Consider the following 25,800-nt stretch of genomic DNA (forward strand, 5'->3'; position numbering starts at 1 on the left):
GCGGCCCGCGTCGGCTTCCACTACGGATCGACGACCCTGCCGATACGGCGCGGCGCGCGGCTCGCCCGACCGTCCGCATCGTGCCTGCGACCGGCCGGCCGGGGGGCATCGTCGGTGCGGGCCACGGGCGATGTCACTGCCTGTCCGGCCGATGCGCCGGTCGGGCCATACGGCCGGTGTCGGGCGTATCCGGTTCCGCGATGCCGCCGGTCTGGACGCGTACGGCGCGTCCCCGTGCTGTGGCGGATCCCGCGCCTGCGCGAACCGGCCGCCGTGCGGCGCGAGCCGGACTCGGACGTTGGCATTCGCTACGAGCCTGGGGCGCAGGTCGACGCAGACAGCTGTCAGCCTGCAGGGCCAAGGCGCGCCGCGACGGACAGGGGCGCCCGGGCCGGGCCGCCCGCAGCCGGGGGAGCGGGCTGATCCGGATCGGGGCGCGACGCGGAGCGGATCCGCCGCTATGCTGACTATCGCTACGACATCGACGACCGCCCGACGGCGGTGGAGGCGCCATGAAAACGTTCACGACGGCCCGGGCGCTGGGTCTGCTGCTGCTGGCGGCGGCGCTGGTCGGCTGCGCCCATCAGCGGCCGGTGCTCTATCCCAACGACACGCTGTCTCGCCAGGGCGAGGACGCCGGCCAGGCGGCCATCGACGCCTGCCAGCGGCGGGCCGAGGCGGCCGGACTCGATTACTCGAAGGGCGGCGTGGCGCGACGCACCGCCGAGAGCGGTGCGGTCGGTGGCGCCGGCGGTGCCGTGGCCGGCGCGATCTACGGCAGCGTCGGCCGCGGCGCGGCCGCGGGCGCAGCCGGCGGGGCCACGGCCGGGTTGATCCGGGGGCTGTTCGATCGCAACGACCCGGCGCCGGTCTATCGCGCCTACGTCAACCGTTGTCTGGGCGAGCGGGGCTACGAGCCGGTGGGCTGGGACTGAGCCGCCGCCGCGCCCCCGGCGGCCGTGTTAGGTTTGGACATGTCGATTCGACGTTCTGCACAGGGGTAATGATGTACCAGTCGATTCTCGTGCCGGTCGATGGATCGGCGCACTCGCATGTCGCCGTGGAGCTGGCAGCCGAACTGATCAGCCGTCCCGAGGGCCGTGTCTATCTGCTCAACGTCCAGCCGTCGGTCGGCAACACGCAGGATCTGCTCGGCCGTGCCGCGAGCGCGCCCGCCGAGGCCAGCGAGGCAGCGAAAAGCGACGGCGAGAGCCTGCTGCAGCGGGCGATCGAGGAGGCCGGTGTCGCGCCCGACAACGTCGAGTTCGACGTCAAGGCCGGGGCGCCCAGCGACACCATCGTGCACGAGGCCGGGCGCCTGGGCGTGGACGCCATCGTGATCGGCAGCCGCGGCGCGAGCCGCCTGTCCAGCCTGATACTCGGCAGCGTGGCCTATCGCGTGCTGCACGCCGCCGACTGTCGGGTCGTTCTCGTGCGTTAGGACCCGTCGACACTTCATAAAAGCGCCGCGTTGGAGACCGCACATCGTGTGCGGCAACGCGCAAGTCGCCGATCGCGGCGCGCCTCGATCCAGACGGGCAACGTCGCGGCGCCTCATGATTGTTTAATGGGCGGCCCAACCCGAAGGGCCAGGCGCTCATGAATCGACCGGAATGCGGCAATCCAGTGTTGTCGCACGCTGGCGAGAACGACTGCTCGCCGCGTACGACGCCTCGTCCTGCCGCCCATAGTCGCCTTTCAGGAGCGCTTGGCGCAGGCTCGTAGGACGTATTGAAAGGCCCTGGAGCGGCGGCCGCGGCCGCAAGGCGCTATCATCCAGAGCGTGTCTTCATGCCTGGGGTGGCCATGCGTGTGATCCGGGAATTCAAGACCTTCGCGGTCCGTGGCAACGTCGTTGATCTGGCGGTCGGTGTCGTCATCGGGGCGGCGTTCGGCAAGATCGTGTCGTCGCTGGTGGCCAACGTGATATCGCCGCCCCTGGGGCTGCTCGTCGGCGGCGTGGACCTGTCCAATCTGCGGGTCACCCTGCGTGACGCGGCCGGTCAGACGCCGGCGGTGACGCTCGATTACGGCCTGTTTCTGCAGAGCGTGTTCGATTTCGTGATCGTCGCCTTCGCGATCTTTCTGGTCGTGCGCGCCATCAACGGGCTCAAGCGGCGCGAGGCCGAGGCGCCCAGCGCGCCGCCGGCGCCCTCGCGCGAGGAGGTGCTGCTCACCGAGATCCGCGATGCCCTGCGCGAGCCGCGCGGGCCCGCGGATTCCGGCGGGCCATGAGCACCGCGGCCGAGGAGCGCGCGCGCACGCCGTCGGAGTCGGGTGTGGACGCGCACATCTACAAGGTCTTTCCCAACGACATGAACGCCAACGCCACGGTGTTCGGCGGCATGATCATGGCCACGGTCGACCGCATCTGCCTGGTGGTCGCCGAGCGACACAGCGGTCGCGTCTGCGTGACCGCGTCGGTGGACGACGTGCATTTCATGGCACCGGCGCGCACCGGCGATACGCTGATCTTCTCCGCGGCCTGCAATCGCGCCTGGGACAGTTCGATGGAGATCGGCTGCCGGGTGATCGCCGAGGACAGTTATCGCCGCGAGTCGCGGCATGTGGTCTCGGCCTATTCCACCTTCGTGGCGCTGGACGCGGACGGCCATCCCGCGACGGTACCGCCGCTGGCGCCCGAGACCGAGGCCGAGCGGGCGCGCCACGCCGAGGCGGGGCTGCGCCGCGAGACCCGGCTGGCCCACGCCGAGCGTGTTCGGGCGCGTCGTGGCGGCGCGGCCACGCGCGGCTGAGCGATCGGTGCGGTGCGCCGCGACCGTGGGCCGTGACGGTCTTCGCATCGTGAATGCTCTGCGGCGCGTAGCCAGTTCGAAGGTGCGGCCGGCCGGACGCACCGCAATCGGGGAGACGTGTCCATGCAGTGGCTGCTGATCGCACCCTGGCTGGTTCTGTTCGCCTACTGTGCGCTGGTACTGGCGATGAGCCCGCGCCGGGTCGGCCCGCGCGCCTTCTTCGACGGTGGCTCCGAGCGGGGCGTGCCGCCGGGCCCGTTGCTGCTCGGGGTGTCCGCGGCGATTTCTTGGGTCATGGCCAAGAGCCTCGACAACGCCATGAACCTGTCGGCGGCGTTCGGGCTCTGGGGCGGACTGGCCTACGCCGCCTACTGGCTCGCCTTCATCGTGGTGGCCATCGCCGTCTATTATCTGCGCACGCGCGGCGGTTTCACGTCGCTGGCCGAGTTCCTGACCTGCAAATACGGCGGCTTTGCCGCGAAGATGTTTCTCGCGGTCATCGCCATACGGCTGTTCAACGAGGTCTGGTCCAATACCAAGGTCACGGCCCAGTTCTTCGGCCCGGAGGGCAGTGCGGGCTACTGGAGCGCGGCCGGTATCGTCACCGCGGTCACCGCCTTCTACTCCTGGCGCGGCGGGCTGCGCTCCTCGATCCTCACCGACGCCATGCAGATGCTGCTGATCGCCGTGCTGCTGGTGGCCACCCTCGCGGTGCTCGGGCCGGGCCTGCTCAGCCACGGCGTGCCGCGCGTGGGCGCGGGCGTCACGCCCGCCATGCAGGCCGGCGGGCTGACCTTTCTGGCGCTGGCGCTGGTCCAGGTGCTGTCCTACGGGTTTCACGACCCGGTGCTGACCGATCGCGCCTTCATCAGCCCGCCGCGTTCGATGCTGCTGGGCTTCGTGCTGGCGGCCGTGTTCGGCGGCGGGTTGATCGCACTGTTCAGCGTGGTCGGGCTGTATGCGCTGGCGGTCGGCGTGGAGACCGGGACGTCGGTGGCGGTCGCCGTGCCGGCCGCCATCGGTGTGTGGATGTCGCTGCTGTTCAACGCGGTGATGCTCACCAGCGCCGGCTCGACGCTGGATTCCACCTTCTGTGCCACCGCCAAGTTCGCCAGCCGCGACTGGCCGGGCCGCAGCCGCGAGACGCCGGACATGCCGCAGCTGCGCTTCGGCCGACGGGCGCTCATCGCGATCGCTCTGCTGGGCAATATCCCGCTGCTGTCGCTCTATATCGACGGTGTCGGGCCGGCGGTGATCGCGGCCACGACCATCAGCGGCACCGCCATCATGGGTCTGGCGCCGATCTTTCTGCTCGCCTGGATCCGGTCGGCGGGCGCGCTGTCGTTCCATCTCGCGCTCTGGCCGGGCGTGTTCATCGGGGTGCTGCTGGTGCTGCAGGATTTCGCCGGCCTGGCGGTCATCCCGGACGCCCTGGCGATCGGCAGCGGCCGGTACGCCCAGACGCTGGGCATCAACGTCTGGGGACTGTTGCTGTGCAGCGCCGGCTATCTGCTGGGGGCGGTGCTGCGCGCGGGGGCGCCGCTGCCCGCGCCGGCCGGTCGCGGTTCGGCCTAGGTGTCCAGTCGCGCCAGACGCTCTTTGCGGCGAGATGACGCTTAGTGCGTGCCGCGCGGTCACGTCTGTGCCCGTCTGCGACGACGCGGGGTGGGCGTAAACAGCGCTTGTCCCATCGGGTTGGGTCGCGATGAACCCCTCATCATGGCGCCCCGCGGCGTCGCACGTCTCGCTCGTGGCGGCCCGAGGGCGGCGAGCTCGCCTTGCAGGACATGATGGGCGGCCTTCAACGCGGCATTCGCATGACAGCCCTCGCCTGCGCGGCGGCCTGCGCGGTCGGCGCGGCACGGCGTGCCGCCGGGATGCAGGGCCTGTCGCCGAGAAGTCGATACCGGTTCGCCGCCGCCGCGGGCCAACGGGCATCTTGATCAGGTACGAGCCTCAGCCCGGCTCTACCATCGTCTTCGTATCCAAGTCCCGTTTCCGCAGCGACGCCGACGTATCGTGACGACGGGTGTCCGGCGCAGCGCGCCGGTGCGGCCAGCATGTTCGAGCGTCGCCAAAGCGACGTGCGTTCCCGCTGGAAACCCGTCGCCGCGGCGCGTTGGCGTGAACCGGCATCGCCGGTGCTGTGTCGGTGCTCTTCTGTCGGTCACCTTTCTCGGGCAAGCGAGAAAGGTGACTTGCCCATCAGCGCGCAACCCGGGCCGAGTGGCGGCGTCTAGCAGCGCCAACGCGCCGAAAGATCCTGCATATCGGCTCCGACTGAGCTTTATACATGACCAAGACGGGCATTGGCCGAGGGGAGGCAGGCCGGTGACACCGACCCGGCGTGGGCCCCAATGTGCCCGTGTCGTGCGGCACGGCAGTGCACGCCCGGTACGCTCGCTCACGATGGCGCCCGCGAGATGACCCACAGCCGAGCGCCGGCCCGGCCACTGCCGTCGAGCCCGCCAGGTCAGGGGTTGGCGATTGCCGGGCGTAGGCTGCCCGCCTGCTCGGCGCACCGCGGGTGGGGCGTCTGCCGGGCGGTTTCTTTCGGGGCTAGCGCAGACGCCGGGTCCAGAGGCGCAGGGCCGTGGCGTAGGCCAGCGCCATCTGGCGGGCGACCGCGCGCTCGACCGCGGCGCCGATGACGGGCGTGGTCGCCCGCAGTCGGGCACTCCATTCGACCAGGGTGGCCCGGTCGCCGCGCGGCTCCAGCAACAGTCGAGCGCCGAGATGCTCGATGGGCAGTGGCGATTCGATGATGCGATAGCCCAGCGCCCGCCCGGGTGCGTACTCGGTGATGCGCTCGACAAGCGTCAGGCCCGGCAGCCGCAGCACGCGCTCGGCGCCGACGCCGTCGCGGCTGTCGTCGCCCCGGCGGCGCAGCGTGGCCGAGCGCACGCCCGGCAGGCGGGCGTAGCCGGCGTGGTCGGCGAGTACCGCGAACACGGTCGCGGTGTCGGCGGGCAGGGTACGGGCCACGTGCAGATGCTGCATGATCGATTCGAGCGGGCGGATTCCCGCGCATGCTAGCGCGTGTGTGCGTTCTCGGCCCGGCTGTAGCGCCAGATGGTGGCCGGCGGCAGATTGCGCCAGATGAAGCGCGCGACCTCGGCGCGATAGCCCCAGGCCGCCAGCCGGGCACGCGGCACCGGCGAGCCGGGCAGGTAGGTGATCTGGGTGAAGCTCGCCTCGGGATCGGCCTGGGCGAAGCAGCCGTCCAGCACCGCGCGCTGGGCGGTCGGGGCGAAATTGAGGATGGGCAGGGTCGAGACGATCGCGGCCACACGCTGCACGCCGCGGTCGGCGAACAGGGCGGGCAGGTCGGTGGCGTCGTGCAGGGCGGCCAAGCGCGTGCCGACCCGCTCGCACAGCCGCGCGTGCAGCGTCGGATTGGCCTCCACCGCGAGCAGCCGCTCCGGGGCGACGCCGGCCGCGAGCAGCGCTGTGGTAACCGGGCCGGTACCGGCGCCCAGTTCGACGATGATGCCGTCGGCGGCGCGGGCGTCGGTGATCAGCGCCGCGCAGACGGCCCGGCCGCTGGGCGCGGCGGTCGCGATGGTCAAGGGCGCCCGCAGCCAGAGGCGCATGAGCAGTCGGGCGTCGGATGCCGGCACGAGGCGCTCCCGAGGGATGGTCCGGTCCGTTGTAACCGCGGTGCATGACGCGGCGATGACGAGCGCGCACGACGCGGATTTTGTTCTAGACTGACTCGAAACGCCGACCGGGGAGAACCATGTCCGCATCCGTCACCCGCTGGGCCCTGCCCTGCGCCGCCCTGATGTGTCTCGGCGCCGTGGCCTGCACCACGGCACCCGAGCCGGCGCAGCCGGGTCCGCTCGATGAGCCCATCGATGCCTTCGAGACCATCGGCGAGCCGGTTCGGCCCGGCGCGAGCGACCGGGATCGCCGCAATCTGTCGACCGACATCGAGCGGCTTCAGAACGCCCGCAGCAAGTATGAGAACGAGCAGGAGCGGCTGAGCGCCGAGGCCCGGCGTCGCCAGGCCGAATGCCGCGCCCGGGCCGACTCCCGTGAGGTGCCGATCGAGGACGGCAGCGGCGATCCCGCGGCCACCTACTGCCAGCCGGCCGAGGACGGCGATCGGTAGAGGCCGCTGCGGGTCCGCTTGTACCGCTGGCCGGCGTCACCACGTTCGACACATGAGCGATACCGCAACCGTCAGCGACCGCGAGGTCTTCGCGCTGGACTGGATCAACCGCCAGGCCGCGCTCGGCGAACCCTGGTTCTTCGCGCAGGTACCGACGCCGCTGGAGACGCCGTACCCGATCGCGTTCAACGACGACGTCGCCGCCCTGCTGGACATCGACGCCGAGGCCGCGCGCGAGCAGGGCTACGCCGAGACGCTGTCCGGCAATGCGCTGCCGGCGGGCACGAACCCGGTCTCGCATCGCTACGGCGGGCACCAGTTCGGCGTCTGGGCCGGCCAGCTCGGCGACGGTCGCGCGATCACCATCGGCGACGTGCGCAACGCCCGCGGCCAGGCCTACGAGATCCAGCTCAAGGGCGCCGGCAAGACGCCGTTCTCGCGTTTCGCCGACGGCCGCGCGGTGCTGCGCTCGACCATCCGCGAGTATCTGGGCAGCGAGGCCCTGGCCGCGCTCGGCGTGCCGACCACCCGTGCCCTGGCGATCGTGGGCAGCGATGCGCCGGTCTATCGCGAGACCGCCGAGACCGCGGCGGTGATGACCCGCGTCGCGCCCAGTCTGGTGCGCTTCGGCAGCTTCGAGATCCTGTTCGAGAACCGAAACTTCGACGCCCTGGCGCCGCTGGCCGATCACGTCATCGGCGAGCATTTTCCCGAACTCGCCGGGATCGAGGACGACGGCGAGCGCTACCGGGCGTGGGTCGAGCGCGTGATCGCGCTGACGGCCGAGCTCATCGCCGACTGGCAGGCCGTGGGTTTCTGCCACGGCGTGCTCAACACCGACAACATGTCGGTGCTGGGGCTCACGCTGGACTATGGCCCCTACGGCTTCATGGACAGCTTCGACCCGCACTGGATCTGCAACCACACCGACGCCGGCGGGCGCTATACCTACGACCAGCAGCCGCATGTGGGGCTGTGGAACCTGGGCCGCTTCGTGCAGGCGATCCTGCCGCTGCTCTCGGGCGAGCCCGACGAGGCGGTCGAAATCGGCCAGACGCTGCTCGAGGCCTATCGCGGCCGGTTCGACGCGGCCTACATGCAGCGCATGCGCGCCAAGCTCGGCCTGCCCGATGCCCGCGACGACGACCGCGCGCTGGTCGACGATCTGTTCAGGACCATGGCCGCCGACGGCGCCGACTTCACGCGCGCGTTCCGGGCGCTGGGCCATGTGTCGGCGGCGCCCGGGGCGGCGAATGCGCCGTTCGTGGACGAGTTCGTCGACCGCGATGCGGCCGCCGCCTGGCTGGATCGCTGGCGCGCGCGTCTCGGCGGCACCGGGGCCGACGACGTGGCCCGCGCCGAGCGCATGGCCCTGACCAACCCCAAGTACGTACTGCGCAACTATCTGGCACAGCAGGCGATCGACCGGGCCGCGGACGGCGACTACAGCGAACTGCATCGGCTGCATGCGGTACTGCGGCATCCCTTCGACGAGCAGCCCGACAACGCCGACTACGCCCGTCTGCCGCCGGACTGGGCGCGCGGGCTGGTGCTCAGCTGCTCGTCGTAGCTGCGGTGCCGGCGATCACGGCTTGACGTCGGGCAGGTCGCGCAGCGGGTGATCGCCGTCCCAGGGCGCGCGGAAATGGGCGTCCACGTAGTCTGCAGGCACTTCGGACACCGACTCGAAATGCCAGTGCGGGGTCCGGTCCTTGTCCACCAGCAGGGCCCGCACGCCCTCGGCGAAGTCGGGGTGGCGGCAGCACTGCAGCGCGATCTTGAATTCGCGCATCACGCACTGCTTGAGCGACAGATAGCGCCCGCCGCGCAGCTGGCGGTAGATGATATGGGCGGTGACCGGACAGCCGGCGTCGAGATTGGCCGCCGCTTCCGCGAGCCACGGATCCGGGTGATCGGCCAGCCGGCGGATGCCGCCGACCATGCCCGCGAGCGTGGCCGCGTCGGTGGCCTCGCGGATGGTTTCCACATGCTCCACGAGCCGCGACGGCCCCAACCCCGCCGGCCGGTCGATGGCGAAGCGACGCAGCACCCGGTCGACCGCGGCATGCGGCTGGTGCCAGTCGTCGATGCGCTGGAGCGCCTCGACGACCTCGGCGTGAGCGCCGTGGTCGATCGCGCGGTCGGCGAGTCCGGCCACCAGCGCGTCCCGGGGTGACAGCGTGATGCCGGTCAGGGCCACGAACAGCCCCAGCCGCGGCGGCAGGCGGTTGAAGAACCAGGTCGCGCCGCAGTCGGGAAACAATCCGATCTTGATCTCCGGCATGGCCAGTCGGGAGGCCGCGGTGACCACCCGGTGCGAGGCGCCCGAGAACAGCCCCATGCCGGCGCCCATGACCAGGCCGTTGCCCCAGGCCAGACAGGGGGTGGCGAGCATGTGGACGGCGTGGCAGAGGCGGTATTCCAGCGCGAGAAAGCGCGCCGGATAGTCGGGGTCGCCCTGTCCGGTCATGCCCCGGTAGAGCGCGACGATGTCCGAACCGGCCGAGAACGCCCGCTCGCCCGTGGATTCGATCAGGATGCAGCCGATGGTGCGATCGCTGTCCCAGGCGGTGAGCTGCCGGTACAGCGGCTCGAGCATGTCGAAGGTCAACGCATTGAGTGTGCGCGGATTGTTCAGCCGGACCCGGCCGATCCGACGGCCGCCGGCGGCCTCGATCTCATCGAACAGGATGGGGGCGTCGCTCATGTCTGGATCATCACCTGCTGCACGGCGCGGCGAATGCTGGCCTGTTTGTCACGATGGGACAAGTGTCGAAAAATCGATCACCGACCCGCCTGCAATCTACAAACGCGCGACGCTATGATAATTTGTCAGTGCCCGACCGAACGATACACCGGTCGTACCAACGCAAAACAAGGAGTTTTGATATGACCAAGACGCTGCTGAAATCCGCTTTCGTGATTGGCGTGGTCACTGCCGCCGCCGGCTGTGCGAGCAATTCCGACGCCACCCAGTCCCAGATCGACCAGGCCATGCGCAAGGCGGAATCCGCCCAGACGACGGCCAACGAAGCGCAGCGTACGGCCAACCGCGCGATGCAGACCGCCCAGGAGGCCAAGTCCGCTTCGCAGGCGAACTCGCAGCGCATCGAGCGCATGTTCGAGTCCTCGCAGCGCAAGTAAGGCGCGCCGCGTCTTAGCGCCTCAGGGCGCCGCGAAAGCCCCGCTTCGGCGGGGCTTTTTCGTGGGCGCTATTCGTCGTCGCGGATCTCCACCCCGATCGGCTCGGGGATGCCGTCGGCGGTCTCGACGATCTTCTGGGCGCGGTCCCAGTCCACCGGCGAACTCTGGCGCGACTCGGTGGCGCCGATAACCGCCTCGACCCAGGGCGTGAAGGAGCGCACCGGCGCATCGCCGCTGGCGTCCGGCGGATGGGCTTCGATGTAGAGCGTGTTGCCCTCCCGACCGATCTTGTAGGGCTCGCTGATGATGTTGACGGGCGTGCCCGGCTCGACCATCGAGAACAGCGACGCGATGTCCTCGGGATAGAGCCGGATGCAGCCGTGCGAGACCTTGAGCCCGATCCCGGCCGGCTTGTTCGTGCCGTGCAGCAGATACGACGGCATGCCCAGATAGAGCGCGTGCTGGCCGAGCGGGTTGTCCGGACCGGCGGGCACCACGTCCGGCAGTTCCTCGCCCTGGGCCGCGTGTTCCTTGCGGATCGAGGCCGGCGGCGTCCAGGTGGGGTCGGCCTTCTTGCGCACGATCGTGGTCTTGCCCAGCGGGGTCGACCAGCCCTCGCGGCCGATGCCCAGTGGATGCGTCACCACCCGGCCGGCGTATTCGCTGCCCTCGGGCGGGAAGTAGTAGACCCGCATTTCGGGGATGTTGATCACGATGCCGCGGCGCGGCACGTCCGGCAGCACATAGCGCGTGGGAATGACGACCTCGGTGCCCTCGCCGGGCAGCCAGGGATCGACCTCGGGATTGGCCAGCCGCAGTTCGCGATAGCCCACGTTGTAGCGGCGCGCGAGTTTGACGAAGGTATCCTCCTCGCGCGTCTCGATGTGCTGCAGTGCGCCGACGAGATCGTCGCCCTCGGCGGGCATGTCGTAGATGGCGGCCTGCGCGGGAAGCGCGGCGAGCAGCGCGAGCAGGAGCAGGCAGGCGGGCCGGAGGGCGCGCAGTGTCATAGCGTCGTTCCGTCGGAGGCGGCGTGGCGAGGTGGCGCGATGCGGTTCAGGTATCGTGACTTTAACCCGGATCCGCGTGCCCGCGCCCGCGAGCCCGGTCTAGGGGGCGAGCCGTTCGAGGGCCCAGGCATCGTTGTCGCGACGGTAGCGCAGCCGGTCGTGCAGGCGGCCGTGCCGGGCCTGCCAGAACTCGATGCTGTCGGCGACCAGCGCATAGCCGCCCCAGTGCGGCGGGCGGGGGACGTCCCGGCCCTCGAACTGCGCCTCGGCCCGGCTCAGGCGCTGGTCCAGCTCGGCCCGGCCGGGAATGACCTCGCTCTGCGGCGAGGCGTGGGCCCCGATCCGGCTGATGCGCGCGCGCCGGGCGAAATAGGCGTCCGCGTCCTCGGGCCCGAGCTTGTGGACCGTGCCGGTCACCCGGACCTGGCGCTCGATCGGCTCCCACCAGAACACCAGGGCCGCATCCGGGTGCACGGCCAGGGCCGCGCCCTTGCGGCTTTCGTAGTTGGTGTAGAAGCGAAAGCCGTCGGCGTCGAACCCCTTGAGCAGCACGATGCGCGCCGAGGGCCGTCCGTCCGGATCGATGGTGGCCAGCGTCATGGCGCTGGGCTCCTTCAACCCGCAGCCGCGGGCGGCCTCGTACCAGTGGCCGAACAGGGCCAACGGATCGGCCGGTACCGCGTCCTCGTTGAGGTCGTCGCGGTCGAGATCGCCCTGCCAGGCACTCGGCGCGTCGCTCATGCGGGCTAGTCCTCGAGCGTGAAGCCGACCTTCACGGAGACCTGCCAGTGCGCGATCTCGCCGCCCTCAACGTGGCCGCGGGTCTCGGTGACCTGGAACCAGCGCATGTGCTTGATCGTCTTCGAGGCTTCCCGGATCGCCTTGCGCACGGCGTCTTCCTGGCTGGTCTCGGAGGAGCCGGTGAGCTCGACGGTCTTGTAGACGTTGTCAGTCATGATGAAAGTCGGTTGCAACGGATTTGGCGCTTAGCCTACGCCGCGCGTCGTTCGCGCTCAAGAACGCGGGCACGCCGGGCCGCGATGCCGAGCAAGCGCTCGATATGGTACAAAAGCGGCCCGTTTTTCATCCTTTTCGCGAGCCCAGCATGAAAGCACTGCGCATAGTCGACACCGATGACGGCACCCGCGGCGAATTGACCGATGTGGCCCTCGATACCCTCTCCGAAGGCGATGTGGTCATCAAGGCCCGCTATTCGTCGCTGAACTTCAAGGACGCGCTGGCGATCACCGGCCAGGGCAAGATCGCGCGCAAGCGCCCGCTCAACGCTGGCATCGACGTCGCCGGCACGGTCGAATCGAGCGAGGATGCGCGCTTTTCACCCGGCGACGAGGTGCTGGTGACGGGCTGGTTTCTCAGCGAGACCCGCGACGGCGGCCTGGCCGAATACGTGCGCGTGCCGGCCGACTGCGTGACCGCCCGGCCCGAGGGCCTGAGCCTCTGGGAGACTATGGCGATCGGCACCGCCGGCTTCACCGCGGGCATGGCGATCAAGCGCATGCGCGACAACTTCCAGGCGCCCGAGCAGGGACCGGTCGTGGTCACCGGCGCGACCGGCGGCGTCGGCATGTTCGCCATCGACATGCTCGCCGGCGCCGGCTACGAGGTCATCGCGGTGTCGCGCAAGGCCGAGCAACACGGCGACTTCCTCCGTCAGCTCGGCGCGACCGACGTGATCGGCCCCGAGGCGCTCGACCTCGAAGGCAAGCCCATGGGCAAGCCGGTCTATGCCGGCGGCATCGACGCCGTGGGCGGCGAGCTGCTGGCCAATTTGCTCGGCCACGTGCATCCCTACGGCAACGTCGCGGCCATCGGCCTGGCGGGCAGCCCCAAGCTGCCGACCATGGTCCTGCCCTTCATCCTGCGCGGCGTGTCGCTGCTGGGTATCCATTCGGTGGAATGTCCGCCGGCCTGGCGCGAGCAGATCTGGGCCGCCATGGCCGGCGCGGACAAACCGTCTCATCTGGACAGCATTGCAACGCAAACCGTAGGCTTGCGCGACGTTTTCGACGTGTGCGAGGCCATCATGGCGGGCCGCAACACCGGCCGCACGGTGGTGGATATCCAGGCCTAGGCGGCATCCGGCCATCTTTGATCACGAGGAGTTTGGGATGAGCAACAACGAGAACAGCGCCGGCCTGGCCGGCGTCACCGCCGGCAAGACGGCCGTCTGCACGGTCGGCAAGAAAGGCGTGGGCCTGACGTATCGCGGCTATCTTATCGAGGACCTGGCGGCGAAGGCCGAGTTCGAGGAGGTCGCCTACCTCATGCTCTACGGCGAGCTGCCGACCCAGAGCCAGCTCGACGCCTACAAGCAGCGCCTGATCGGCATGCGTGGCCTGCCCGATGCGGTCAAGAAGGCGCTCGAGCTCACGCCGGGCGATGCGCATCCCATGGACGTCATGCGCACCGGCGCCTCGGTGCTGGGCACCGTCGAACAGGAGAACGATCCCGAGGCCCAGCAGCACAATATCGCCGATCGCCTGCTGGCGAGCTTCCCGTCGATGCTGCTGTACTGGTATCACTTCACCGACAGCGGCAAGCGCATCGACGTCGAGACCGATGACGACAAGATCGGCGGCCATTTCCTGCATCTGCTGCATGGCGAGAAGCCGAGCGCGGACGCCACCAAGGCGATGTCGACCTCGCTCATCCTCTACGCCGAGCACGAGTTCAACGCCTCGACGTTCACCGCGCGCGTGGTCACGGCCACGCTGAGCGACTTCTACAGCGCGGTCACCGCCGCCATCGGCGCCCTGCGCGGCCCGCTGCACGGCGGTGCCAACGAAAAGGCCATGGAACTGATCCAGACCTTCGAGGACGCCGACGCGGCGGAGAAGGGCCTCAAGGAGATGATGGCGCGCAAGGAAAAGATCATGGGCTTCGGCCATCGCGTCTACAAGACGCACGATCCGCGCAATCCGATCATCAAGGAATGGTCGAAGCACTTCGCCGGCGACGATGCCTACAAGCGCAATCTCTACGAGATCTCCGAGCGCATCGAACAGGTGATGTGGGACGAGAAGAAGCTGTTTCCGAACGCGGACTTCTACCACGCCACGGCGTATCACTTCCTCGGCATTCCGACCCACCTGTTCACGCCCATCTTCGTGATCTCGCGGCTGACGGGCTGGGGCGCGCACATCTTCGAGCAGCGCGCCGACAACCGGCTGATCCGGCCGAACGCGGAATACGTGGGCCCGGAGATCCGCGACTTCCGCCCGATCGATCAGCGCGGGTCATAGAATGCGGCGCCCGCTTCCCGGCGGGCGTGGCACCCGGTAGTCTCGGCCCCATGAGCGATCAATCGGCGGCGGGGAGATGCAGATGATTCTGGCGTACTGGTGCGTGCTGATCGCGGCGTTCATGCCGGTGGCCTTCGTCGCCTATGCGAAGTTCGCCGGCGGCTCGCGGCGGATGGATCTGGCCGATAACCACCACCCGCGGGCGTGGCTGGAGCAGACCGAGGGCGCGCAGAAACGCGCCTACTGGGCCCAGCTCAATTCGTTCGAGGCCTTTCCGCCGTTCGCCGCGGGCGTGATCATCGCGGTGATCTCCGGCGGCTCGATCGGCGCGATCAACGTCTTTGCGGTGCTGTTCGTGCTGCTGCGCATCGCCTACGGCTGGTGCTATATCACCGATCGGGCCACGGCGCGCAGTCTCGTCTGGTTCGGTGCCACCGCCTGCACCATCGCGCTGTTTCTGGTCGCCGCGATCGGCTAGGGCGTCGCGGCGCCCGGGCGAACGCCCGCGCCGCGCGCGCGATGCGCGCCTGACGGGTGGCCCGGCGATGTTCGGGCCGGTGGACTTTCGTTGCCGCCCTTCCGAGGCCCGGGTCGGGGCGCGGACCGGCCGATGCTCGATTCGTTTCGATGCTGCGGGCACGGCCGCGCGATCGCCCCGGTTTGACGCCCTGCTCCGGGCCCGGGGCGCACGGCGGCGCCCGGCCGGGCTCACGAGGCATGACCGAGCTGTCGCATCGCCTGCCGGTCGGTCGCTTCGGCGCCTCGCCTCGGCCGCCGAGCGTCCGGAACGCGCGGCGTCATGCCCTTCGCGCTCGGGGATCGCTATCATGCAGGATGGCCGGTACACGCCGGCTCGATCGTGGTCGTGGCCCGGCACGCCGGGTCGCCGATGAAAAATCGAACGACAAGAGCACTACGAGCGAGGGATGGGATCGGCGTCGCCCCGGGGCGGTGTCATCGGCTTTTGCATGCGGCGCCCTTCAGGGGTGCGAGAGGAGCGAGATGCGGACCAAGCGACTCAATCTGGTCGATATGGCCTGGCTGCGGGTGGAATCGGCGCGCGCGCCGATGCACGTCGGCGGCCTGCTGACCTTCCACAAGCCGGCGGATGCGCCGGCGGACTTCTGCCAGCAGGTCGTCGATGCCTGGCGCAGCCACAGCGCGGCCTACCGGCCGTGGAACCAGCGGCTGCGTCCCGGTCGGTTCAACTATCTGTCGCCCGAATGGGAGCTGCTCGACACCATCGACGTCGACTATCACTTCCGCCATTCCGCGCTGCCCGCGCCGGGCGGCGAGCTGGAGCTCGGCACGCTGACCTCGCGCCTGCACAGCCATCCGCTGGATTTCTCGCGTCCGCCCTGGGAATGCCATCTGATCGAGGGGCTGGAGAACGAGCGCTTCGCGATCTACCTCAAGATGCACCATTCCCTGATCGACGGTGTCGCCGGCATGCGGCTGCTGGCGCGCGCGCTGGCGGAGACGCCGGACGAGCCCGAGCGGCCGCCGTTCTGGGCCATCGAGCCGAAGCAGCGGCGCTGGAAGAAGGCGCCTGAGGAGACGCCGCCGGGGCTGTATCGCGCCGTGGCCGAACTGACCTCGGGCGCCCGCGAGCAGGTCACCTCGCTGCCCGGCTTCGCCAGCGTTCTGCGCGACATGCTCAGTGCCGCGCGTTCGAAGACGCGCAGCCTCGGCCTGCCCTTCGCCGCGCCGCAGTCGATCCTCAACGGCCGGATCGACGCCACCCGGCGCTATGCGACCCAGCTCTATCCGCTGTCCGAGCTGCGCATGCTGGCGCGGGCCGCGGGCGTGTCCGTCAACGACATCGTGCTCACCATCTGCGGCACCGCGCTGCGCCGCTATCTGCGCGAGCTGGGCGAACTGCCGGCCAAGCCGCTCACCGCCGGGATCCCGGTGTCCGTGCGCCCGGCCGACGACGAGGATTGCGGCAACGCCATCACCTTCATCATCGCGAGCCTGGCCACGGACGTGGCCGACATTCGCGAGCGGCTCGAGATCGTGTCCGCCTCCACGCGCCAGGCCAAGCAGAACCTGGAGAAGCTCTCGGCCGCCGCGATCACCCAGTACACGGTCGCGCTCATGGCGCCCTACGTGCTGTCGCTGGTCTCGGGCATGGCCGGGCGTACCCGGCCGGTGTTCAACGTCACGGTCTCCAACGTGCCGGGCCCGCGCAAGCCGCTCTACATCCGCGGTGCGCGCATGGAGGCCTTCTATCCCACCTCGCTGGTCACCCACGGCCAGGCGCTGAACATCACCGTGCACGGCTATGCCGACACCATGGGCTTCGGTTTCATCGGCTGTCACGACAGCCTGCCTTCGATGCAGAACGTCGCGGTCTATGCCGGCGAGGCGATGGCGGAACTCAAGGCGCTCTATCTGGACGGCGCCGGCGACGCGCCGCGACGCAAGCAGCCGAGCCGGCGCTCGCCGCGCGGCTGAGGTCGCGCGGCCGGGCGGCCGGTCCCGAACCCCGGCCTAGGCAGGCGGCGTGCGTTCCGGCCACGCGTGGCCCCGTATCGCCGTGCCGAGGCACCGCAACCGCGCGCCACCGGCCGGCTGGAACGTGCGTTCGGGGCGGCCGGTGCTCGTGGGGCCGGCCTGCGCCGAGCACGTCGGTTCGATTGCGAAAGGCGCGACGCTGGCCGGGGTACCCGACCGCGCCGCCGAGTCCGGGCAGCCCGGGCGCGGTGGCGACGCCCCGGCGGCCGCCGATCGATATGTCGATGCACGCACGCGGCCGGACGGTCGTCGGGGCCGAGCGCGGTCCGGGGGAATGCCTCGTCGCCGCCCCGCGCCGCATCGGGGTGTCGCCGTGCCGCGGCAGCCGGGTCGAGACGGTATCGGTGTATCATGCGGTCGACCGTCGACCGAATATGCGGGCGTCATCGCGGTCACGGAAGGTTCTTGCTCCGCGTCCCGGCCTTCGGGATCGCGGCCGGGAACCCCGCGATGCTCGGCGGCCTCGTGGCCGACCACGCCACGACAGCGAGCTGCGCCGGCGCCGGACATCGCCGGGTTTTATCGCGATCCGGTGTCATCGGCGACGCCGGGCGAGGTCGGCACGCATGACGGTGCGGGGTCGCGCCCGCGTTAAGAAACGGGAACGGACATGCCCCTGGTACTCCTCATCGTCGACCTGCCGGCAGCCTATCGGCAACGGATCGCCGACCGTTACGAGCTGGCGTGCCTCGCCCCGGGCGAGATCGTGCCCGACAATCCGCTGTGCCGGCGCGCGGCGGTGGTCTGGACCAACGGCATGGTGGGGCTGTCCGATGCCGCCATGGCGGCGCTGCCGGCGCTGGAGATCATCGTCTGCCAGGGCGTGGGCCATGACGGCGTGGACCGGGCGGCGGCGCAGCGGCGCGGCATTCCGGTGGTGGCGGGGCGCGGCGTGAACAGCACCACCGTGGCCGACCACGCGATGGCGCTGCTGCTGTCGCTGCTGCGCCGCGTGCCGCACTACGATCGCTGCGTGCGTGACGGCCAGTGGCTGGCCGTGCGCGAGCTGGAGCCGGTGCTGACCGGCCGTCGGGTGGGCATTCTGGGCTTCGGCCGCATCGGCCGCCTGATCGAACGACGGCTGCAGGGATTCGACTGCGAGATCGTCTATCACGCCCGGCGCCCGGCCGAGGCCAGGGTGGCCGACTACGCCGCCTCGCCGATCGAGCTGGCCGAGCGCTGCGAGCTGCTCGTGCTCTGCTGTCCCGGCGGGCCGGCGACGCACCATCTGGTCGACGCCGCGGTGCTCGAGGCGCTGGGCCCGAACGGCTGTGTGGTCAACGTCGCCCGCGGTTCGGTGGTCGACACCGAGGCGCTGGTCACGGCGCTCGAGAACGAGCGCATCGCCGGGGCGGCGCTGGACGTCATCGAGGGCGAGCCCGACGTGCCCGCGGCCTGTCGTACCCTGCCCAATCTCATCTGTACGCCCCACGTCGGCGGCCTGTCGGCGGTCGCATTCGACGAGATGGTGACCCAGGGGCTGGCTAGCCTCGCGGCCCATTTCGCCGGCGACGACTCGTTGCCCGGGCAGGTGACGCCCTGAGGGCGGATCCGCGCCGGCGGGGTGCTCAGCCGTTGCCCGGCGGCCCCCCGGGCTGCAGTCGCTGGAGGGCGCCGGCGTAGCCCGAGAAGCGCTGCGCCAGATGTTCCAGGATGGGCGCGATGTCCAGCTCCCGCGCCAGACGATGGTCGGCGGCGCGTTGGTAGGCGCTGCAGCCCATGTCGCGGTAGTAGTCGAGCCCGAGCGCACTGCGCCCGTAGCGCTGGCGGTGTTCGATCCAGCCGCGGCCGATGCCGGCGAGATACAGCGCATAGTTGCCCATGTGCGCGTGCACCAGAAACTGCCGTTCGGGCCCGCTTTCCGCGGCTTCGGCCATGAGGTCGACGAGATACTCGAAGGTCTCGTGCTCGCCGGGCTGGATGCGGTAGAGCCGGTCGGTGCGCACGAACAGACTCAGGAGATTGGCGAGATAGCGCTGCACGCGCCGCTGCAGATAGGTGCGCGGCCGTGGCAGGTGGCGGCGCAGCAGCACGTGGAAATACAGCTGGGGCGAGATGTCGAGCCAGCCGCCGGCCGCACCGGTGACCTGCCGATAGACCGCCTCGCCCTCGATCAGCGCCTCCACCGCCGGCGAGGCGCCCGGGGCGAGCAGGCTGTCGTCGTCGCTCGGGTGGCCGGCGGCGGCGAGCAGGAAGGCGATATCGCCGGGCCGCAGCCAGATCGCGTCGGCGTGGGCGAAATCCGGCACCCGCGGGACCGGCGGCCGGTTGGCGTCCGGGCGGGCGGCATCCGCGCCGCGCCGCGCGCTGCTGAAATCCACGGGTACGATCTTGTCGCTCATCGAAAGCCCTCCGGTGGCCCTGTCCGCATTCTTGCGCACTGGGCGCGGCTTGCCCAGCGCGCGGCGCCCGGACCGGCGCCGATTGGGAGGCCGAATCCCGGGGCGGGGCCGCCCGGTCACGGCGGGTTCGCCTCGAAACGCTATACTGATGCGGGAATGGATCTGAATTCGCAACCATGCGCCCCCTCGGGCGCGAGCCGCCTGGTATGACCGACAACGCCTCCGACGCGTCCCGGGCCGAACCCCGGGGCGGACACAACTTCCTGCGCCAGTTGATCGCCGATCAGATCGCCCGCGGCGAGCACCACGGCGAGGTGGTGACGCGCTTTCCGCCCGAGCCCAACGGCTATCTGCACATCGGCCACGCCAAGTCGATCTGCCTGAACTTCGGTCTGGCCGAACACTTCGGCGGCAAGTGTCGGCTGCGCTTCGACGACACCAATCCCGAGAAGGAGGAGCAGGAGTACATCGACTCGATCCAGGCGGACGTGCACTGGCTGGGCTTCGACTGGGAAGGCGCGGTGCGCTTCACCTCCGACTACTTCGATACGCTCTACGATTACGCGCTGCACCTGATCGAGCAGGGCCATGCCTATGTCGACGAACTGAGTTCCGAGCAGGCGCGCGAATACCGCGGCGACTGGAACACTCCGGGCACCGACAGCCCCTATCGCGAGCGCAGCGTCGAGGACAATCTGGCTGCCTTCGAGAAGATGCGGGCCGGCGGCTTCGCCGAGGGCGAGGCCGCCCTGCGCGCGAAGATCGACATGGCCGCCGGCAACATGAACCTGCGCGACCCGATCATCTATCGCGTGCGCCACGCCGCGCACCACCAGACCGGCGACGCCTGGTGCATCTATCCGTCCTACGACTTCGCCCACGGCCAGTCGGACGCGATCGAGGGCGTGACCCACTCGATCTGCACGCTCGAGTTCGAGGACCATCGGCCGCTCTACAACTGGTTCATCGAGCACCTGCCGGTGCCCGCGCGGCCGGTCCAGTACGAATTCGGCCGGCTGCATCTGAACTACACCATCACCAGCAAGCGCCGGCTCCGGCGGCTGATCGATGCCGGCATCGTCGACGGCTGGGACGATCCGCGGATGCCGACGCTGTCGGGCATCCGCCGGCGCGGCTACACCCCGGCCTCGATCCGCGCCTTCTGCGAGACCGTGGGCGTGTCGCGCTCGGACGGCGTGGTCGACACCGCGGTGCTGGAGAACGCGGTCCGCGACGATCTCAACCACAACGCGCCGCGCGCGATGTGCGTGATGGACCCGCTCAAGCTCGTCATCACCAACCTCCCCGAGGAGGCGGTCGAGATGCTCGCCGCCCCGGGCCACCCGAACCGCGACGATCTGCCCGCGCGCACGCTGCCGTTCACGCGCGAGGTCTTCATCGAGAAGGCCGACTTCCGCGAGTCGGCGAACAAGAAGTACAAGCGCCTGGTGCTCGGCAAGCGGGTGCGGCTGCGCAACGCCTATGTCGTCGAGGCCACGGACGTGGTCCGCGACGACGCCGGCGAAGTCATCGAAGTCCATTGTCGCTACGATCCGGACACCCTCGGCGACAACCCCGCCGACGGCGTCAAACCGCGGGGCGTGATCCACTGGGTCTCGGCCAGCCACGGCCGGCGGGCGCTGGTGCGCGCCTACGACCGGCTGTTCGCGACTCCGAATCCCGGCCGCGAGACGGGCGATTTTCTGGACGATCTCAACCCGGCCTCGCTCGAGGTCCACGCCGGCTGCTGGATCGAGCCCGGCCTGGCCGAGGTCGAGGCCGAGCAGCGTGTCCAGTTCGAGCGCATCGGCTATTTCGTGGCCGATCGCTTCGATCACCTGCCCGGGGCGCCGGTGTTCAACCGGGTGGTGCCGCTGCGCGACAGCTGGTCGAAGATCGACGACGGCCGCTGAGGGCTGTGCCGATGCCTCGCGCCACGGCGCCGACGGACTGGGCCGCCTGCGAGCGCGAACTCGCCGCGGGTGCGGCCGCGCTCGGCCTCGAGCTGGGCACGGGCGTGCGCGCGCGGTTGCTGGATTATCTCGCCGAACTGGCCAACTGGAACGCCACCCACAACCTCACGGCCGTACGCGAGCCGCGGGCGATGGTGGCCCGGCATCTGCTCGATAGCCTGGCCGTGCTCGAGGCGGTGACGGGCCCGCGGCTGGCGGATGTAGGCACCGGCGCCGGGCTGCCGGGGCTGGTGATCGCGCTGGCGCGGCCGGAGATCGCGGTCACGCTGATCGAGTCGAGCGCGAAGAAGGCGGCCTTTTTGCGTCACGTTCGCCGACGTTTGCAGCTCGCCAACGTCGAGGTCGTGCGGGCCCGCGTGGAAGCCCATGCGCCCGCGACCGGTTTCGATTGCGTCATCTGCCGCGCCTTTGCCGCGGCGGACGACTGCCTGCGCCTGGCCGGTCATCTGGTGGGCCCGGGCGGGCGCTTCCTGCTGATGAAGGGGCGGGACCCGGTCGCGGAACTGGGGGCGCTGCCGCCGGCGTTCCGGCATCGCGAGACGCGCGCGCTGACGGTGCCCGGGCTGGATGCCGCGCGGCATCTGGTCGTTCTCGAGCCCGTTCGGGCCTGATCGCTGCCCGGATGCGCGCGCGCCGGGCCGCCCGGGTCGGCGCGCGGGCCGCATCGTGCTTTAGGATACGCGCTCATGAGCAACATCATCGCCATCGCCAATCAGAAGGGCGGCGTCGGCAAGACCACGACCGCGATCAATCTGGCCGCCGCGCTCGCCGAGGCGGAGCAGCGGGTGCTGCTCGTCGACATGGACGCCCAGGGCAACGCGACCATGGGCGTGGGCGTCGACAAGAACGCGCTCGAGGCCACGGTCTGCGATTTCCTGCTCGGCGACAAGGGCGTGGCCGAGGCCCTGGAGGTCGTGCTCGACGGCGCGTTCTATCTGCTGGGCGCCAACGGCGACATGACCGCCGCCGAGGTCGGTCTGCGCGATCGGCGCAACGGCCGTCTCGCGCTCAAGCACGCGATCGCCGAGATCTCGGACAGCTTCGACTATGTCGTCGTCGACTGCCCGCCGGCCCTGTCGATGCTCACGATCAACGCGCTGGCCGCCGCGCGCGGCGTCATCATACCCATGCAGTGCGAGTACTACGCGCTGGAGGGGCTGTCGGCGCTGCTGGAGACGATCGAGAGCGTGCGCCAGATGATGAATCCCGAGCTGACCATCGAGGGCGTGCTGCGCACCATGTACGACGCCCGCAACCGCCTGACCGGGGACGTCTCCAATCAATTGATCGAGTATTTCGGCGATGCGGTCTACGAGACCGTGATCCCGCGCAACGTGCGGCTGGCGGAGGCGCCGAGTTACGGCCTGCCGATCATGCATTACGATAACGCCGCAACCGGGGCCGCGGCCTATCGTGCGCTGGCCGCGGAGATCCTCGGCCGCGACGACAGCGAGATCGTCGGGGCCCCCCAATCCGGCGCGCGGCGCGCGGTGTCGTCGCTGTTCGGTCGGCGGCGGCGCGCGCGCTAGCGGTCTCATCGGGAAGACGCAGTTATGGCACAGAAGAAACGCGGGCTCGGCCGGGGGCTGGAGTCGCTGCTGTCCAAGGACCTCGAGGAGGCCGCCGAGGCCGGCGTCGCCGCCGAGCTCACCGAGGTCGGCCTCGACGCGCTTAGGCCGGGCCGCTATCAGCCGCGCCGCGACATGGACGCCGAGGCGCTGGAGTCGCTCGCGCAGTCGATCCGCTCGCAGGGCGTGGTCCAGCCTCTGGTCGTACGCGACACCGGCGACGGCTACGAGATCGTGGCCGGTGAGCGCCGCTGGCGGGCCGCGCGGCTGGCCGGGCTGGAGACGGTGCCGGCGGTCGTGCGGGCGCTGCCCGACGAGACCGCGATGGCCGTCGCGCTCATCGAGAACATCCAGCGCGAGGATCTCAATCCGCTGGAAGAGGCCGAGGCGTTGCGCCGGCTGATCGAGGAATGCGGCCTGACCCATGCCGCCTGCGCCGAGGCGGTGGGCCGTTCGCGCGCGGCGGTGTCGAATCTGCTGCGCCTGGCCGAGCTGGTGCCCGAGGCCCAGGCGCTGCTGCGCAGCGGCGACATCCAGATGGGGCACGCGCGGGCGCTGCTCGGCGCGCCGGCCGCGCTGCAGGCCGATCTCGCGGCCCGGGTGGCCGCCCGCCAGCTGACCGTACGCCAGACCGAGGCACTCGTGGCCTCGGCCATGGCCGAGGCCGATGACGGCGAGACGGCGCCGCGCCAGAGCAACCGGCTGGTGCGCTTCGAGCGCGAGCTCGGGGACACGCTCGGCGCCCGCGTCACCGTGCGCTCGCAGCGGGGCGGGCGGGCCCGTGTGGTGATCGACTATGCCAGTGCCGGCGAGCTGGAAGCGCTGCTGGAACGGCTCAAATAATCGGCATTTGCCTGTATCAGGCAGCTTTTTGCTGCAATTGACCTTCGTTTTTTCTTTGTCTATAGTCCGTCGAGCGCCGTGACCGACACGAGGAGAGAATGTGTCGGGACGGTCGCCGCGGTGGGGGATTCTCTAAGATGAACCGGCCACGTCTGCGTCACATGAGTCTCGCGTTCGCGGTGCTCGGGGCGCAGCTGACCATGGGGCTCGTGTGTGCCGCCGGCTTCGGCGGGTTGCGCGGGGCCGACGCTGCAGCGGCTGCCTTTTTCGGCGCGATCGTTGCCGCAGTGCCCGGTTTCTGGATGGCGCTCTGGATGCTTCCGCGCCGTCGGGCGATCGATGCACGCAAGATGGCTCGCGCCTTCTACATGGGCGAGTTCGGAAAACTCGGATTGACCATAGGGCTGTTTTTCGCGGCAGCCCTTTTGTTTGGTCAGCAGTTTCTGCCGCTGCTCGTCACCTACGTGGCCTGTCTGGCGTGCTACTGGCTGGCCCTGATGATGACGCGATAGGTCGTCGGCGAACGCGCCGCGGGTTCGACAGAGGCTTGGATCGAGGAACAATCGCATGGCCAGTGCCGAAGAGGGCGGCAGCACCGCCACCCAGTACATCCAGCACCATCTGACGAACCTCAAGTTCGATCTGAGCAGCATGCAGATCGACGGGCACGCCAGTGGCTTCTGGGTGCTGAACGTCGATAGTCTGTTCTTCTCGATCGTGCTGGGTGTGTTCTTCCTGTACTTCTTTCGGCTGGCGGCCAAGAAGGTCACGGCCAGCGAGCCGAGCGGGCTGCAGAACTTCGTGGAGATGGTGGTCGATTTCACCGATACCCAGGTGCGCGACATCTATCACGGGGACTCGAAGCTGATCGCGCCGCTGGCGCTGACCATCTTCGTCTGGGTCTTCCTGATGAACTTCATGGACCTGATCCCGGTGGACGCGCTGCCGGCGGCGGCCCATGCCAGCGGCATCGAGTATCTCAAGGTCGTGCCCACCACCGATCTGAACATCACCTTCGGGCTGTCGATCTCGGTGTTCCTGCTGATGATGTTCTACGGCATCAAGGTCAAGGGCGGCGTGGGCTTTCTCAAGGAGACGCTGACGCATCCCTTCGGCCCCTGGCTGGCGCCGTTCAACTTCATGCTGTTCCTGGTGGAGACGATCGCCAAGCCGGTGTCGCTGTCGCTGCGACTGTTCGGCAACCTCTATGCCGGCGAACTGATCTTCATCCTGATCGCCACATTCACGCTGGGCGCGGGCGCGAGCCTGCTCGCGATCCCGATGTTCATCCTGCAGGTCCTGCTCGGTGTCGGCTGGGCCATCTTCCATATCCTGGTCATCACGCTGCAGGCCTATATCTTCGGCATGCTCACGATCGTGTATCTGAGCATGGCGCAGCAGGATCACTAGTCGACCAACCCACTGACCCCACTGACTCGTAAACGGAGAGTAGAAAATGCAACAAGCCATTGCTGACGTTCAGGGCATGACCGCCATCGCCGTCGCGATCCTGATTGGCTTCGGCGCCATCGGTACCGCGCTGGGCTTCGGTCTGCTGGGCGGCAAGTTCCTCGAAGGCCTTGCGCGCCAGCCCGAAATGGCCCCGATGCTGACCGGGCGCATGTTCCTGATCGCCGGCCTGCTGGACGCCGTGTCCATGATCGGTGTCGGTATCGCCCTGTTCCTGACGTTCGCCAACCCCTTCGTGGCGGCTGTGCAGTCGGCGGGCGGCGCTTAAGTCGCGGACTTTTTCGCCATCGCCTTGAGTCGAGTTAAGCAAGCCCGGGGTAACCCATGAGCATCAATGCCACACTGCTGGCCCAGATGATCGTCTTCGCGATCTTCGTCTGGTTCACCATGAAGTTCGTATGGCCGCCGATCATGCAGGCCATGCGGGACCGTCAGAAGCGGATCAGCGAAGGTCTGGCGTCCGCGGAGCGCGGCGTTCGCGAGCTCAACGAGGCGACCGCCAAGGCCGAGGAAATGGTCGGCAAGGCACGCGAGCAGTCGCAGGAGATCCTGTCCAACGCTCAGCGTCAGGCCAACGAGACCCTCGATCGGGCGCGCGACGAAGCGCGTGCGGAAGGCGATCGAATCGTCGCCGCAGCCCGAGAGGAGGTCGACCAGGCGGTCGCCTCGGCCAAGGAGGACCTGCGGCGCGAGGTCGGCGAGCTGGCCGTCGTCGGCGCGGAGCGCATTCTCAAGCGCGAGATCGACGCCAAGGCGCACAACGACATCATCGACGATCTCGTCACGGAGATCCGCTAAGC

Annotated in this window: 28 protein-coding genes; 21 read left to right on the forward strand and 7 right to left on the reverse strand. The window is 69.5% G+C overall.

Going from position 1 to position 25,800, the window contains the following annotated elements; genetic code table 11:
- Window positions 1–512: 512 nt before the first annotated feature.
- The 5 genes from SAHL_RS04590 to SAHL_RS04610 all read left to right on the forward strand — a co-directional run bounded on the left by SAHL_RS04590 (window position 513) and on the right by SAHL_RS04610 (window position 4,331).
- Window positions 513–935 carry a hypothetical protein gene (locus tag SAHL_RS04590; RefSeq protein ID WP_123590224.1) on the forward strand — a complete coding sequence of 141 codons (423 nt, stop codon included), beginning with the start codon at window positions 513–515 and terminating at the stop codon, window positions 933–935.
- A 71-nt stretch (window positions 936–1,006) separates the two neighbouring features.
- Window positions 1,007–1,441: a universal stress protein gene (locus SAHL_RS04595; RefSeq protein ID WP_123631269.1), complete on the forward strand. Its 435-nt coding sequence runs from the start codon at window positions 1,007–1,009 to the stop codon at window positions 1,439–1,441.
- A gap of 365 nt (window positions 1,442–1,806) precedes the next feature.
- A complete protein-coding gene (gene mscL / locus SAHL_RS04600) occupies window positions 1,807–2,235 on the forward strand; it encodes a large-conductance mechanosensitive channel protein MscL (RefSeq protein WP_123590226.1) in 429 nt (142 codons plus the stop codon).
- A complete protein-coding gene (locus SAHL_RS04605; protein WP_123590227.1) occupies window positions 2,232–2,756 on the forward strand; it encodes an acyl-CoA thioesterase in 525 nt (174 codons plus the stop codon). Before mscL ends, SAHL_RS04605 begins: the two co-directional genes overlap by 4 nt.
- A gap of 123 nt (window positions 2,757–2,879) precedes the next feature.
- Window positions 2,880–4,331, forward strand: coding sequence for an SLC5/6 family protein (locus SAHL_RS04610; RefSeq protein ID WP_123590228.1), 1,452 nt, complete (start codon window positions 2,880–2,882; stop codon window positions 4,329–4,331).
- 984 nt (window positions 4,332–5,315) lie between these two features.
- Here SAHL_RS04610 and SAHL_RS17755 read toward each other — a convergent pair.
- Window positions 5,316–5,756 carry an SRPBCC family protein gene (locus SAHL_RS17755; RefSeq protein WP_184947365.1) on the reverse strand — a complete coding sequence of 147 codons (441 nt, stop codon included), beginning with the start codon at window positions 5,754–5,756 and terminating at the stop codon, window positions 5,316–5,318.
- Window positions 5,757–5,788: 32 nt separating this feature from the next.
- Window positions 5,789–6,376, reverse strand: a complete 588-nt coding sequence (locus SAHL_RS17760) for a class I SAM-dependent methyltransferase (RefSeq protein WP_184947368.1) — start codon at window positions 6,374–6,376, stop codon at window positions 5,789–5,791.
- A gap of 119 nt (window positions 6,377–6,495) precedes the next feature.
- Here SAHL_RS17760 and SAHL_RS04620 point away from each other — a divergent pair, with 119 nt between their 5' ends.
- Window positions 6,496–6,870: a hypothetical protein gene (locus tag SAHL_RS04620; protein WP_123590229.1), complete on the forward strand. Its 375-nt coding sequence runs from the start codon at window positions 6,496–6,498 to the stop codon at window positions 6,868–6,870.
- Window positions 6,871–6,922: 52 nt separating this feature from the next.
- The gene (locus SAHL_RS04625) at window positions 6,923–8,440 is read left to right on the forward strand and encodes a protein adenylyltransferase SelO (RefSeq protein WP_123590230.1); all 1,518 of its coding nucleotides are present in this window, start codon (window positions 6,923–6,925) and stop codon (window positions 8,438–8,440) included.
- A gap of 15 nt (window positions 8,441–8,455) precedes the next feature.
- Here SAHL_RS04625 and SAHL_RS04630 read toward each other — a convergent pair whose 3' ends face one another.
- Window positions 8,456–9,577: an enoyl-CoA hydratase/isomerase family protein gene (locus tag SAHL_RS04630; RefSeq protein ID WP_123590231.1), complete on the reverse strand. Its 1,122-nt coding sequence runs from the start codon at window positions 9,575–9,577 to the stop codon at window positions 8,456–8,458.
- A 182-nt stretch (window positions 9,578–9,759) separates the two neighbouring features.
- On the opposite strand from SAHL_RS04630, the gene SAHL_RS04635 reads away from it, so the two are divergent.
- Window positions 9,760–10,014 (forward strand): Lpp/OprI family alanine-zipper lipoprotein, encoded by a 255-nt coding sequence (locus SAHL_RS04635; protein WP_123631262.1) that lies wholly within the window; start codon window positions 9,760–9,762, stop codon window positions 10,012–10,014.
- 68 nt (window positions 10,015–10,082) lie between these two features.
- Here SAHL_RS04635 and SAHL_RS04640 read toward each other — a convergent pair whose 3' ends face one another.
- The 3 genes from SAHL_RS04640 to SAHL_RS04650 all read right to left on the reverse strand — a co-directional run bounded on the left by SAHL_RS04640 (window position 10,083) and on the right by SAHL_RS04650 (window position 11,980).
- On the reverse strand, window positions 10,083–11,024 hold the full coding sequence (locus SAHL_RS04640) for a L,D-transpeptidase family protein (RefSeq protein ID WP_123590233.1): 942 nt from the start codon (window positions 11,022–11,024) through the stop codon (window positions 10,083–10,085).
- 99 nt (window positions 11,025–11,123) lie between these two features.
- Window positions 11,124–11,765 (reverse strand): pyridoxamine 5'-phosphate oxidase, encoded by a 642-nt coding sequence (gene pdxH, locus SAHL_RS04645; RefSeq protein WP_123590234.1) that lies wholly within the window; start codon window positions 11,763–11,765, stop codon window positions 11,124–11,126.
- Between the two features lie 5 nt (window positions 11,766–11,770).
- The gene (locus SAHL_RS04650) at window positions 11,771–11,980 is read right to left on the reverse strand and encodes a dodecin (RefSeq protein ID WP_123590235.1); all 210 of its coding nucleotides are present in this window, start codon (window positions 11,978–11,980) and stop codon (window positions 11,771–11,773) included.
- A gap of 149 nt (window positions 11,981–12,129) precedes the next feature.
- Here SAHL_RS04650 and SAHL_RS04655 point away from each other — a divergent pair, with 149 nt between their 5' ends.
- The 5 genes from SAHL_RS04655 to SAHL_RS04675 all read left to right on the forward strand — a co-directional run bounded on the left by SAHL_RS04655 (window position 12,130) and on the right by SAHL_RS04675 (window position 18,347).
- A complete protein-coding gene (locus tag SAHL_RS04655; RefSeq protein ID WP_123590236.1) occupies window positions 12,130–13,116 on the forward strand; it encodes an acrylyl-CoA reductase family protein in 987 nt (328 codons plus the stop codon).
- A 37-nt stretch (window positions 13,117–13,153) separates the two neighbouring features.
- Window positions 13,154–14,287 carry a bifunctional 2-methylcitrate synthase/citrate synthase gene (gene prpC, locus SAHL_RS04660; RefSeq protein ID WP_123590237.1) on the forward strand — a complete coding sequence of 378 codons (1,134 nt, stop codon included), beginning with the start codon at window positions 13,154–13,156 and terminating at the stop codon, window positions 14,285–14,287.
- A gap of 82 nt (window positions 14,288–14,369) precedes the next feature.
- Window positions 14,370–14,765, forward strand: a complete 396-nt coding sequence (locus SAHL_RS04665) for an MAPEG family protein (RefSeq protein ID WP_123590261.1) — start codon at window positions 14,370–14,372, stop codon at window positions 14,763–14,765.
- A gap of 524 nt (window positions 14,766–15,289) precedes the next feature.
- A complete protein-coding gene (locus SAHL_RS04670) occupies window positions 15,290–16,744 on the forward strand; it encodes a WS/DGAT/MGAT family O-acyltransferase (protein WP_123590238.1) in 1,455 nt (484 codons plus the stop codon).
- A 670-nt stretch (window positions 16,745–17,414) separates the two neighbouring features.
- Window positions 17,415–18,347, forward strand: coding sequence for an NAD(P)-dependent oxidoreductase (locus tag SAHL_RS04675; protein ID WP_123590239.1), 933 nt, complete (start codon window positions 17,415–17,417; stop codon window positions 18,345–18,347).
- Window positions 18,348–18,372: 25 nt separating this feature from the next.
- Here SAHL_RS04675 and SAHL_RS04680 read toward each other — a convergent pair whose 3' ends face one another.
- Window positions 18,373–19,146 (reverse strand): hypothetical protein, encoded by a 774-nt coding sequence (locus tag SAHL_RS04680; RefSeq protein WP_123590240.1) that lies wholly within the window; start codon window positions 19,144–19,146, stop codon window positions 18,373–18,375.
- Window positions 19,147–19,352: 206 nt separating this feature from the next.
- Here SAHL_RS04680 and SAHL_RS04685 point away from each other — a divergent pair, with 206 nt between their 5' ends.
- The 8 genes from SAHL_RS04685 (at window position 19,353) to SAHL_RS04720 (ending at window position 25,798) form a co-directional block, all read left to right on the forward strand.
- Window positions 19,353–21,059, forward strand: coding sequence for a glutamine--tRNA ligase/YqeY domain fusion protein (locus tag SAHL_RS04685; RefSeq protein ID WP_123590241.1), 1,707 nt, complete (start codon window positions 19,353–19,355; stop codon window positions 21,057–21,059).
- A gap of 11 nt (window positions 21,060–21,070) precedes the next feature.
- Window positions 21,071–21,730: a 16S rRNA (guanine(527)-N(7))-methyltransferase RsmG gene (gene rsmG / locus SAHL_RS04690; protein ID WP_123590242.1), complete on the forward strand. Its 660-nt coding sequence runs from the start codon at window positions 21,071–21,073 to the stop codon at window positions 21,728–21,730.
- Window positions 21,731–21,805: 75 nt separating this feature from the next.
- A complete protein-coding gene (locus SAHL_RS04695; RefSeq protein ID WP_123590243.1) occupies window positions 21,806–22,648 on the forward strand; it encodes a ParA family protein in 843 nt (280 codons plus the stop codon).
- Between the two features lie 24 nt (window positions 22,649–22,672).
- The gene (locus SAHL_RS04700; protein WP_123590244.1) at window positions 22,673–23,530 is read left to right on the forward strand and encodes a ParB/RepB/Spo0J family partition protein; all 858 of its coding nucleotides are present in this window, start codon (window positions 22,673–22,675) and stop codon (window positions 23,528–23,530) included.
- A gap of 161 nt (window positions 23,531–23,691) precedes the next feature.
- Window positions 23,692–24,042 carry an ATP synthase subunit I gene (locus SAHL_RS04705; RefSeq protein ID WP_184947372.1) on the forward strand — a complete coding sequence of 117 codons (351 nt, stop codon included), beginning with the start codon at window positions 23,692–23,694 and terminating at the stop codon, window positions 24,040–24,042.
- Window positions 24,043–24,097: 55 nt separating this feature from the next.
- Complete coding sequence (gene atpB / locus SAHL_RS04710) at window positions 24,098–24,940, forward strand: F0F1 ATP synthase subunit A (RefSeq protein WP_123590246.1); 843 nt, start codon at window positions 24,098–24,100, stop codon at window positions 24,938–24,940.
- Window positions 24,941–24,986: 46 nt separating this feature from the next.
- Window positions 24,987–25,268, forward strand: a complete 282-nt coding sequence (gene atpE / locus SAHL_RS04715; RefSeq protein ID WP_123590247.1) for a F0F1 ATP synthase subunit C — start codon at window positions 24,987–24,989, stop codon at window positions 25,266–25,268.
- 56 nt (window positions 25,269–25,324) lie between these two features.
- A complete protein-coding gene (locus tag SAHL_RS04720) occupies window positions 25,325–25,798 on the forward strand; it encodes a F0F1 ATP synthase subunit B (RefSeq protein ID WP_123590248.1) in 474 nt (157 codons plus the stop codon).
- Window positions 25,799–25,800 lie beyond the last annotated feature (2 nt).

The organism is Salinisphaera orenii subsp. halophila YIM 95161 (assembly GCF_003732545.1).
Classification (GTDB): domain Bacteria; phylum Pseudomonadota; class Gammaproteobacteria; order Nevskiales; family Salinisphaeraceae; genus Salinisphaera; species Salinisphaera orenii_A.

What these genes read in the sequence shown, in the direction of transcription:
- SAHL_RS04590 (WP_123590224.1), top strand. Translation starts at nt 513, where the DNA reads ATGAAAACGTTCACGACGGCCCGGGCGCTGGGTCTGCTGCTGCTGGCG.
- SAHL_RS04595 (WP_123631269.1), top strand. Translation starts at nt 1,007, where the DNA reads ATGTACCAGTCGATTCTCGTGCCGGTCGATGGATCGGCGCACTCGCAT.
- mscL (WP_123590226.1), top strand. Translation starts at nt 1,807, where the DNA reads ATGCGTGTGATCCGGGAATTCAAGACCTTCGCGGTCCGTGGCAACGTC.
- SAHL_RS04605 (WP_123590227.1), top strand. Translation starts at nt 2,232, where the DNA reads ATGAGCACCGCGGCCGAGGAGCGCGCGCGCACGCCGTCGGAGTCGGGT.
- SAHL_RS04610 (WP_123590228.1), top strand. Translation starts at nt 2,880, where the DNA reads ATGCAGTGGCTGCTGATCGCACCCTGGCTGGTTCTGTTCGCCTACTGT.
- SAHL_RS17755 (WP_184947365.1), bottom strand. Translation starts at nt 5,756, where the DNA reads ATGCAGCATCTGCACGTGGCCCGTACCCTGCCCGCCGACACCGCGACC.
- SAHL_RS04620 (WP_123590229.1), top strand. Translation starts at nt 6,496, where the DNA reads ATGTCCGCATCCGTCACCCGCTGGGCCCTGCCCTGCGCCGCCCTGATG.
- SAHL_RS04625 (WP_123590230.1), top strand. Translation starts at nt 6,923, where the DNA reads ATGAGCGATACCGCAACCGTCAGCGACCGCGAGGTCTTCGCGCTGGAC.
- SAHL_RS04630 (WP_123590231.1), bottom strand. Translation starts at nt 9,577, where the DNA reads ATGAGCGACGCCCCCATCCTGTTCGATGAGATCGAGGCCGCCGGCGGC.
- SAHL_RS04635 (WP_123631262.1), top strand. Translation starts at nt 9,760, where the DNA reads ATGACCAAGACGCTGCTGAAATCCGCTTTCGTGATTGGCGTGGTCACT.
- SAHL_RS04640 (WP_123590233.1), bottom strand. Translation starts at nt 11,024, where the DNA reads ATGACACTGCGCGCCCTCCGGCCCGCCTGCCTGCTCCTGCTCGCGCTG.
- pdxH (WP_123590234.1), bottom strand. Translation starts at nt 11,765, where the DNA reads ATGAGCGACGCGCCGAGTGCCTGGCAGGGCGATCTCGACCGCGACGAC.
- SAHL_RS04650 (WP_123590235.1), bottom strand. Translation starts at nt 11,980, where the DNA reads ATGACTGACAACGTCTACAAGACCGTCGAGCTCACCGGCTCCTCCGAG.
- SAHL_RS04655 (WP_123590236.1), top strand. Translation starts at nt 12,130, where the DNA reads ATGAAAGCACTGCGCATAGTCGACACCGATGACGGCACCCGCGGCGAA.
- prpC (WP_123590237.1), top strand. Translation starts at nt 13,154, where the DNA reads ATGAGCAACAACGAGAACAGCGCCGGCCTGGCCGGCGTCACCGCCGGC.
- SAHL_RS04665 (WP_123590261.1), top strand. Translation starts at nt 14,370, where the DNA reads ATGATTCTGGCGTACTGGTGCGTGCTGATCGCGGCGTTCATGCCGGTG.
- SAHL_RS04670 (WP_123590238.1), top strand. Translation starts at nt 15,290, where the DNA reads ATGCGGACCAAGCGACTCAATCTGGTCGATATGGCCTGGCTGCGGGTG.
- SAHL_RS04675 (WP_123590239.1), top strand. Translation starts at nt 17,415, where the DNA reads ATGCCCCTGGTACTCCTCATCGTCGACCTGCCGGCAGCCTATCGGCAA.
- SAHL_RS04680 (WP_123590240.1), bottom strand. Translation starts at nt 19,146, where the DNA reads ATGAGCGACAAGATCGTACCCGTGGATTTCAGCAGCGCGCGGCGCGGC.
- SAHL_RS04685 (WP_123590241.1), top strand. Translation starts at nt 19,353, where the DNA reads ATGACCGACAACGCCTCCGACGCGTCCCGGGCCGAACCCCGGGGCGGA.
- rsmG (WP_123590242.1), top strand. Translation starts at nt 21,071, where the DNA reads ATGCCTCGCGCCACGGCGCCGACGGACTGGGCCGCCTGCGAGCGCGAA.
- SAHL_RS04695 (WP_123590243.1), top strand. Translation starts at nt 21,806, where the DNA reads ATGAGCAACATCATCGCCATCGCCAATCAGAAGGGCGGCGTCGGCAAG.
- SAHL_RS04700 (WP_123590244.1), top strand. Translation starts at nt 22,673, where the DNA reads ATGGCACAGAAGAAACGCGGGCTCGGCCGGGGGCTGGAGTCGCTGCTG.
- SAHL_RS04705 (WP_184947372.1), top strand. Translation starts at nt 23,692, where the DNA reads ATGAGTCTCGCGTTCGCGGTGCTCGGGGCGCAGCTGACCATGGGGCTC.
- atpB (WP_123590246.1), top strand. Translation starts at nt 24,098, where the DNA reads ATGGCCAGTGCCGAAGAGGGCGGCAGCACCGCCACCCAGTACATCCAG.
- atpE (WP_123590247.1), top strand. Translation starts at nt 24,987, where the DNA reads ATGCAACAAGCCATTGCTGACGTTCAGGGCATGACCGCCATCGCCGTC.
- SAHL_RS04720 (WP_123590248.1), top strand. Translation starts at nt 25,325, where the DNA reads ATGAGCATCAATGCCACACTGCTGGCCCAGATGATCGTCTTCGCGATC.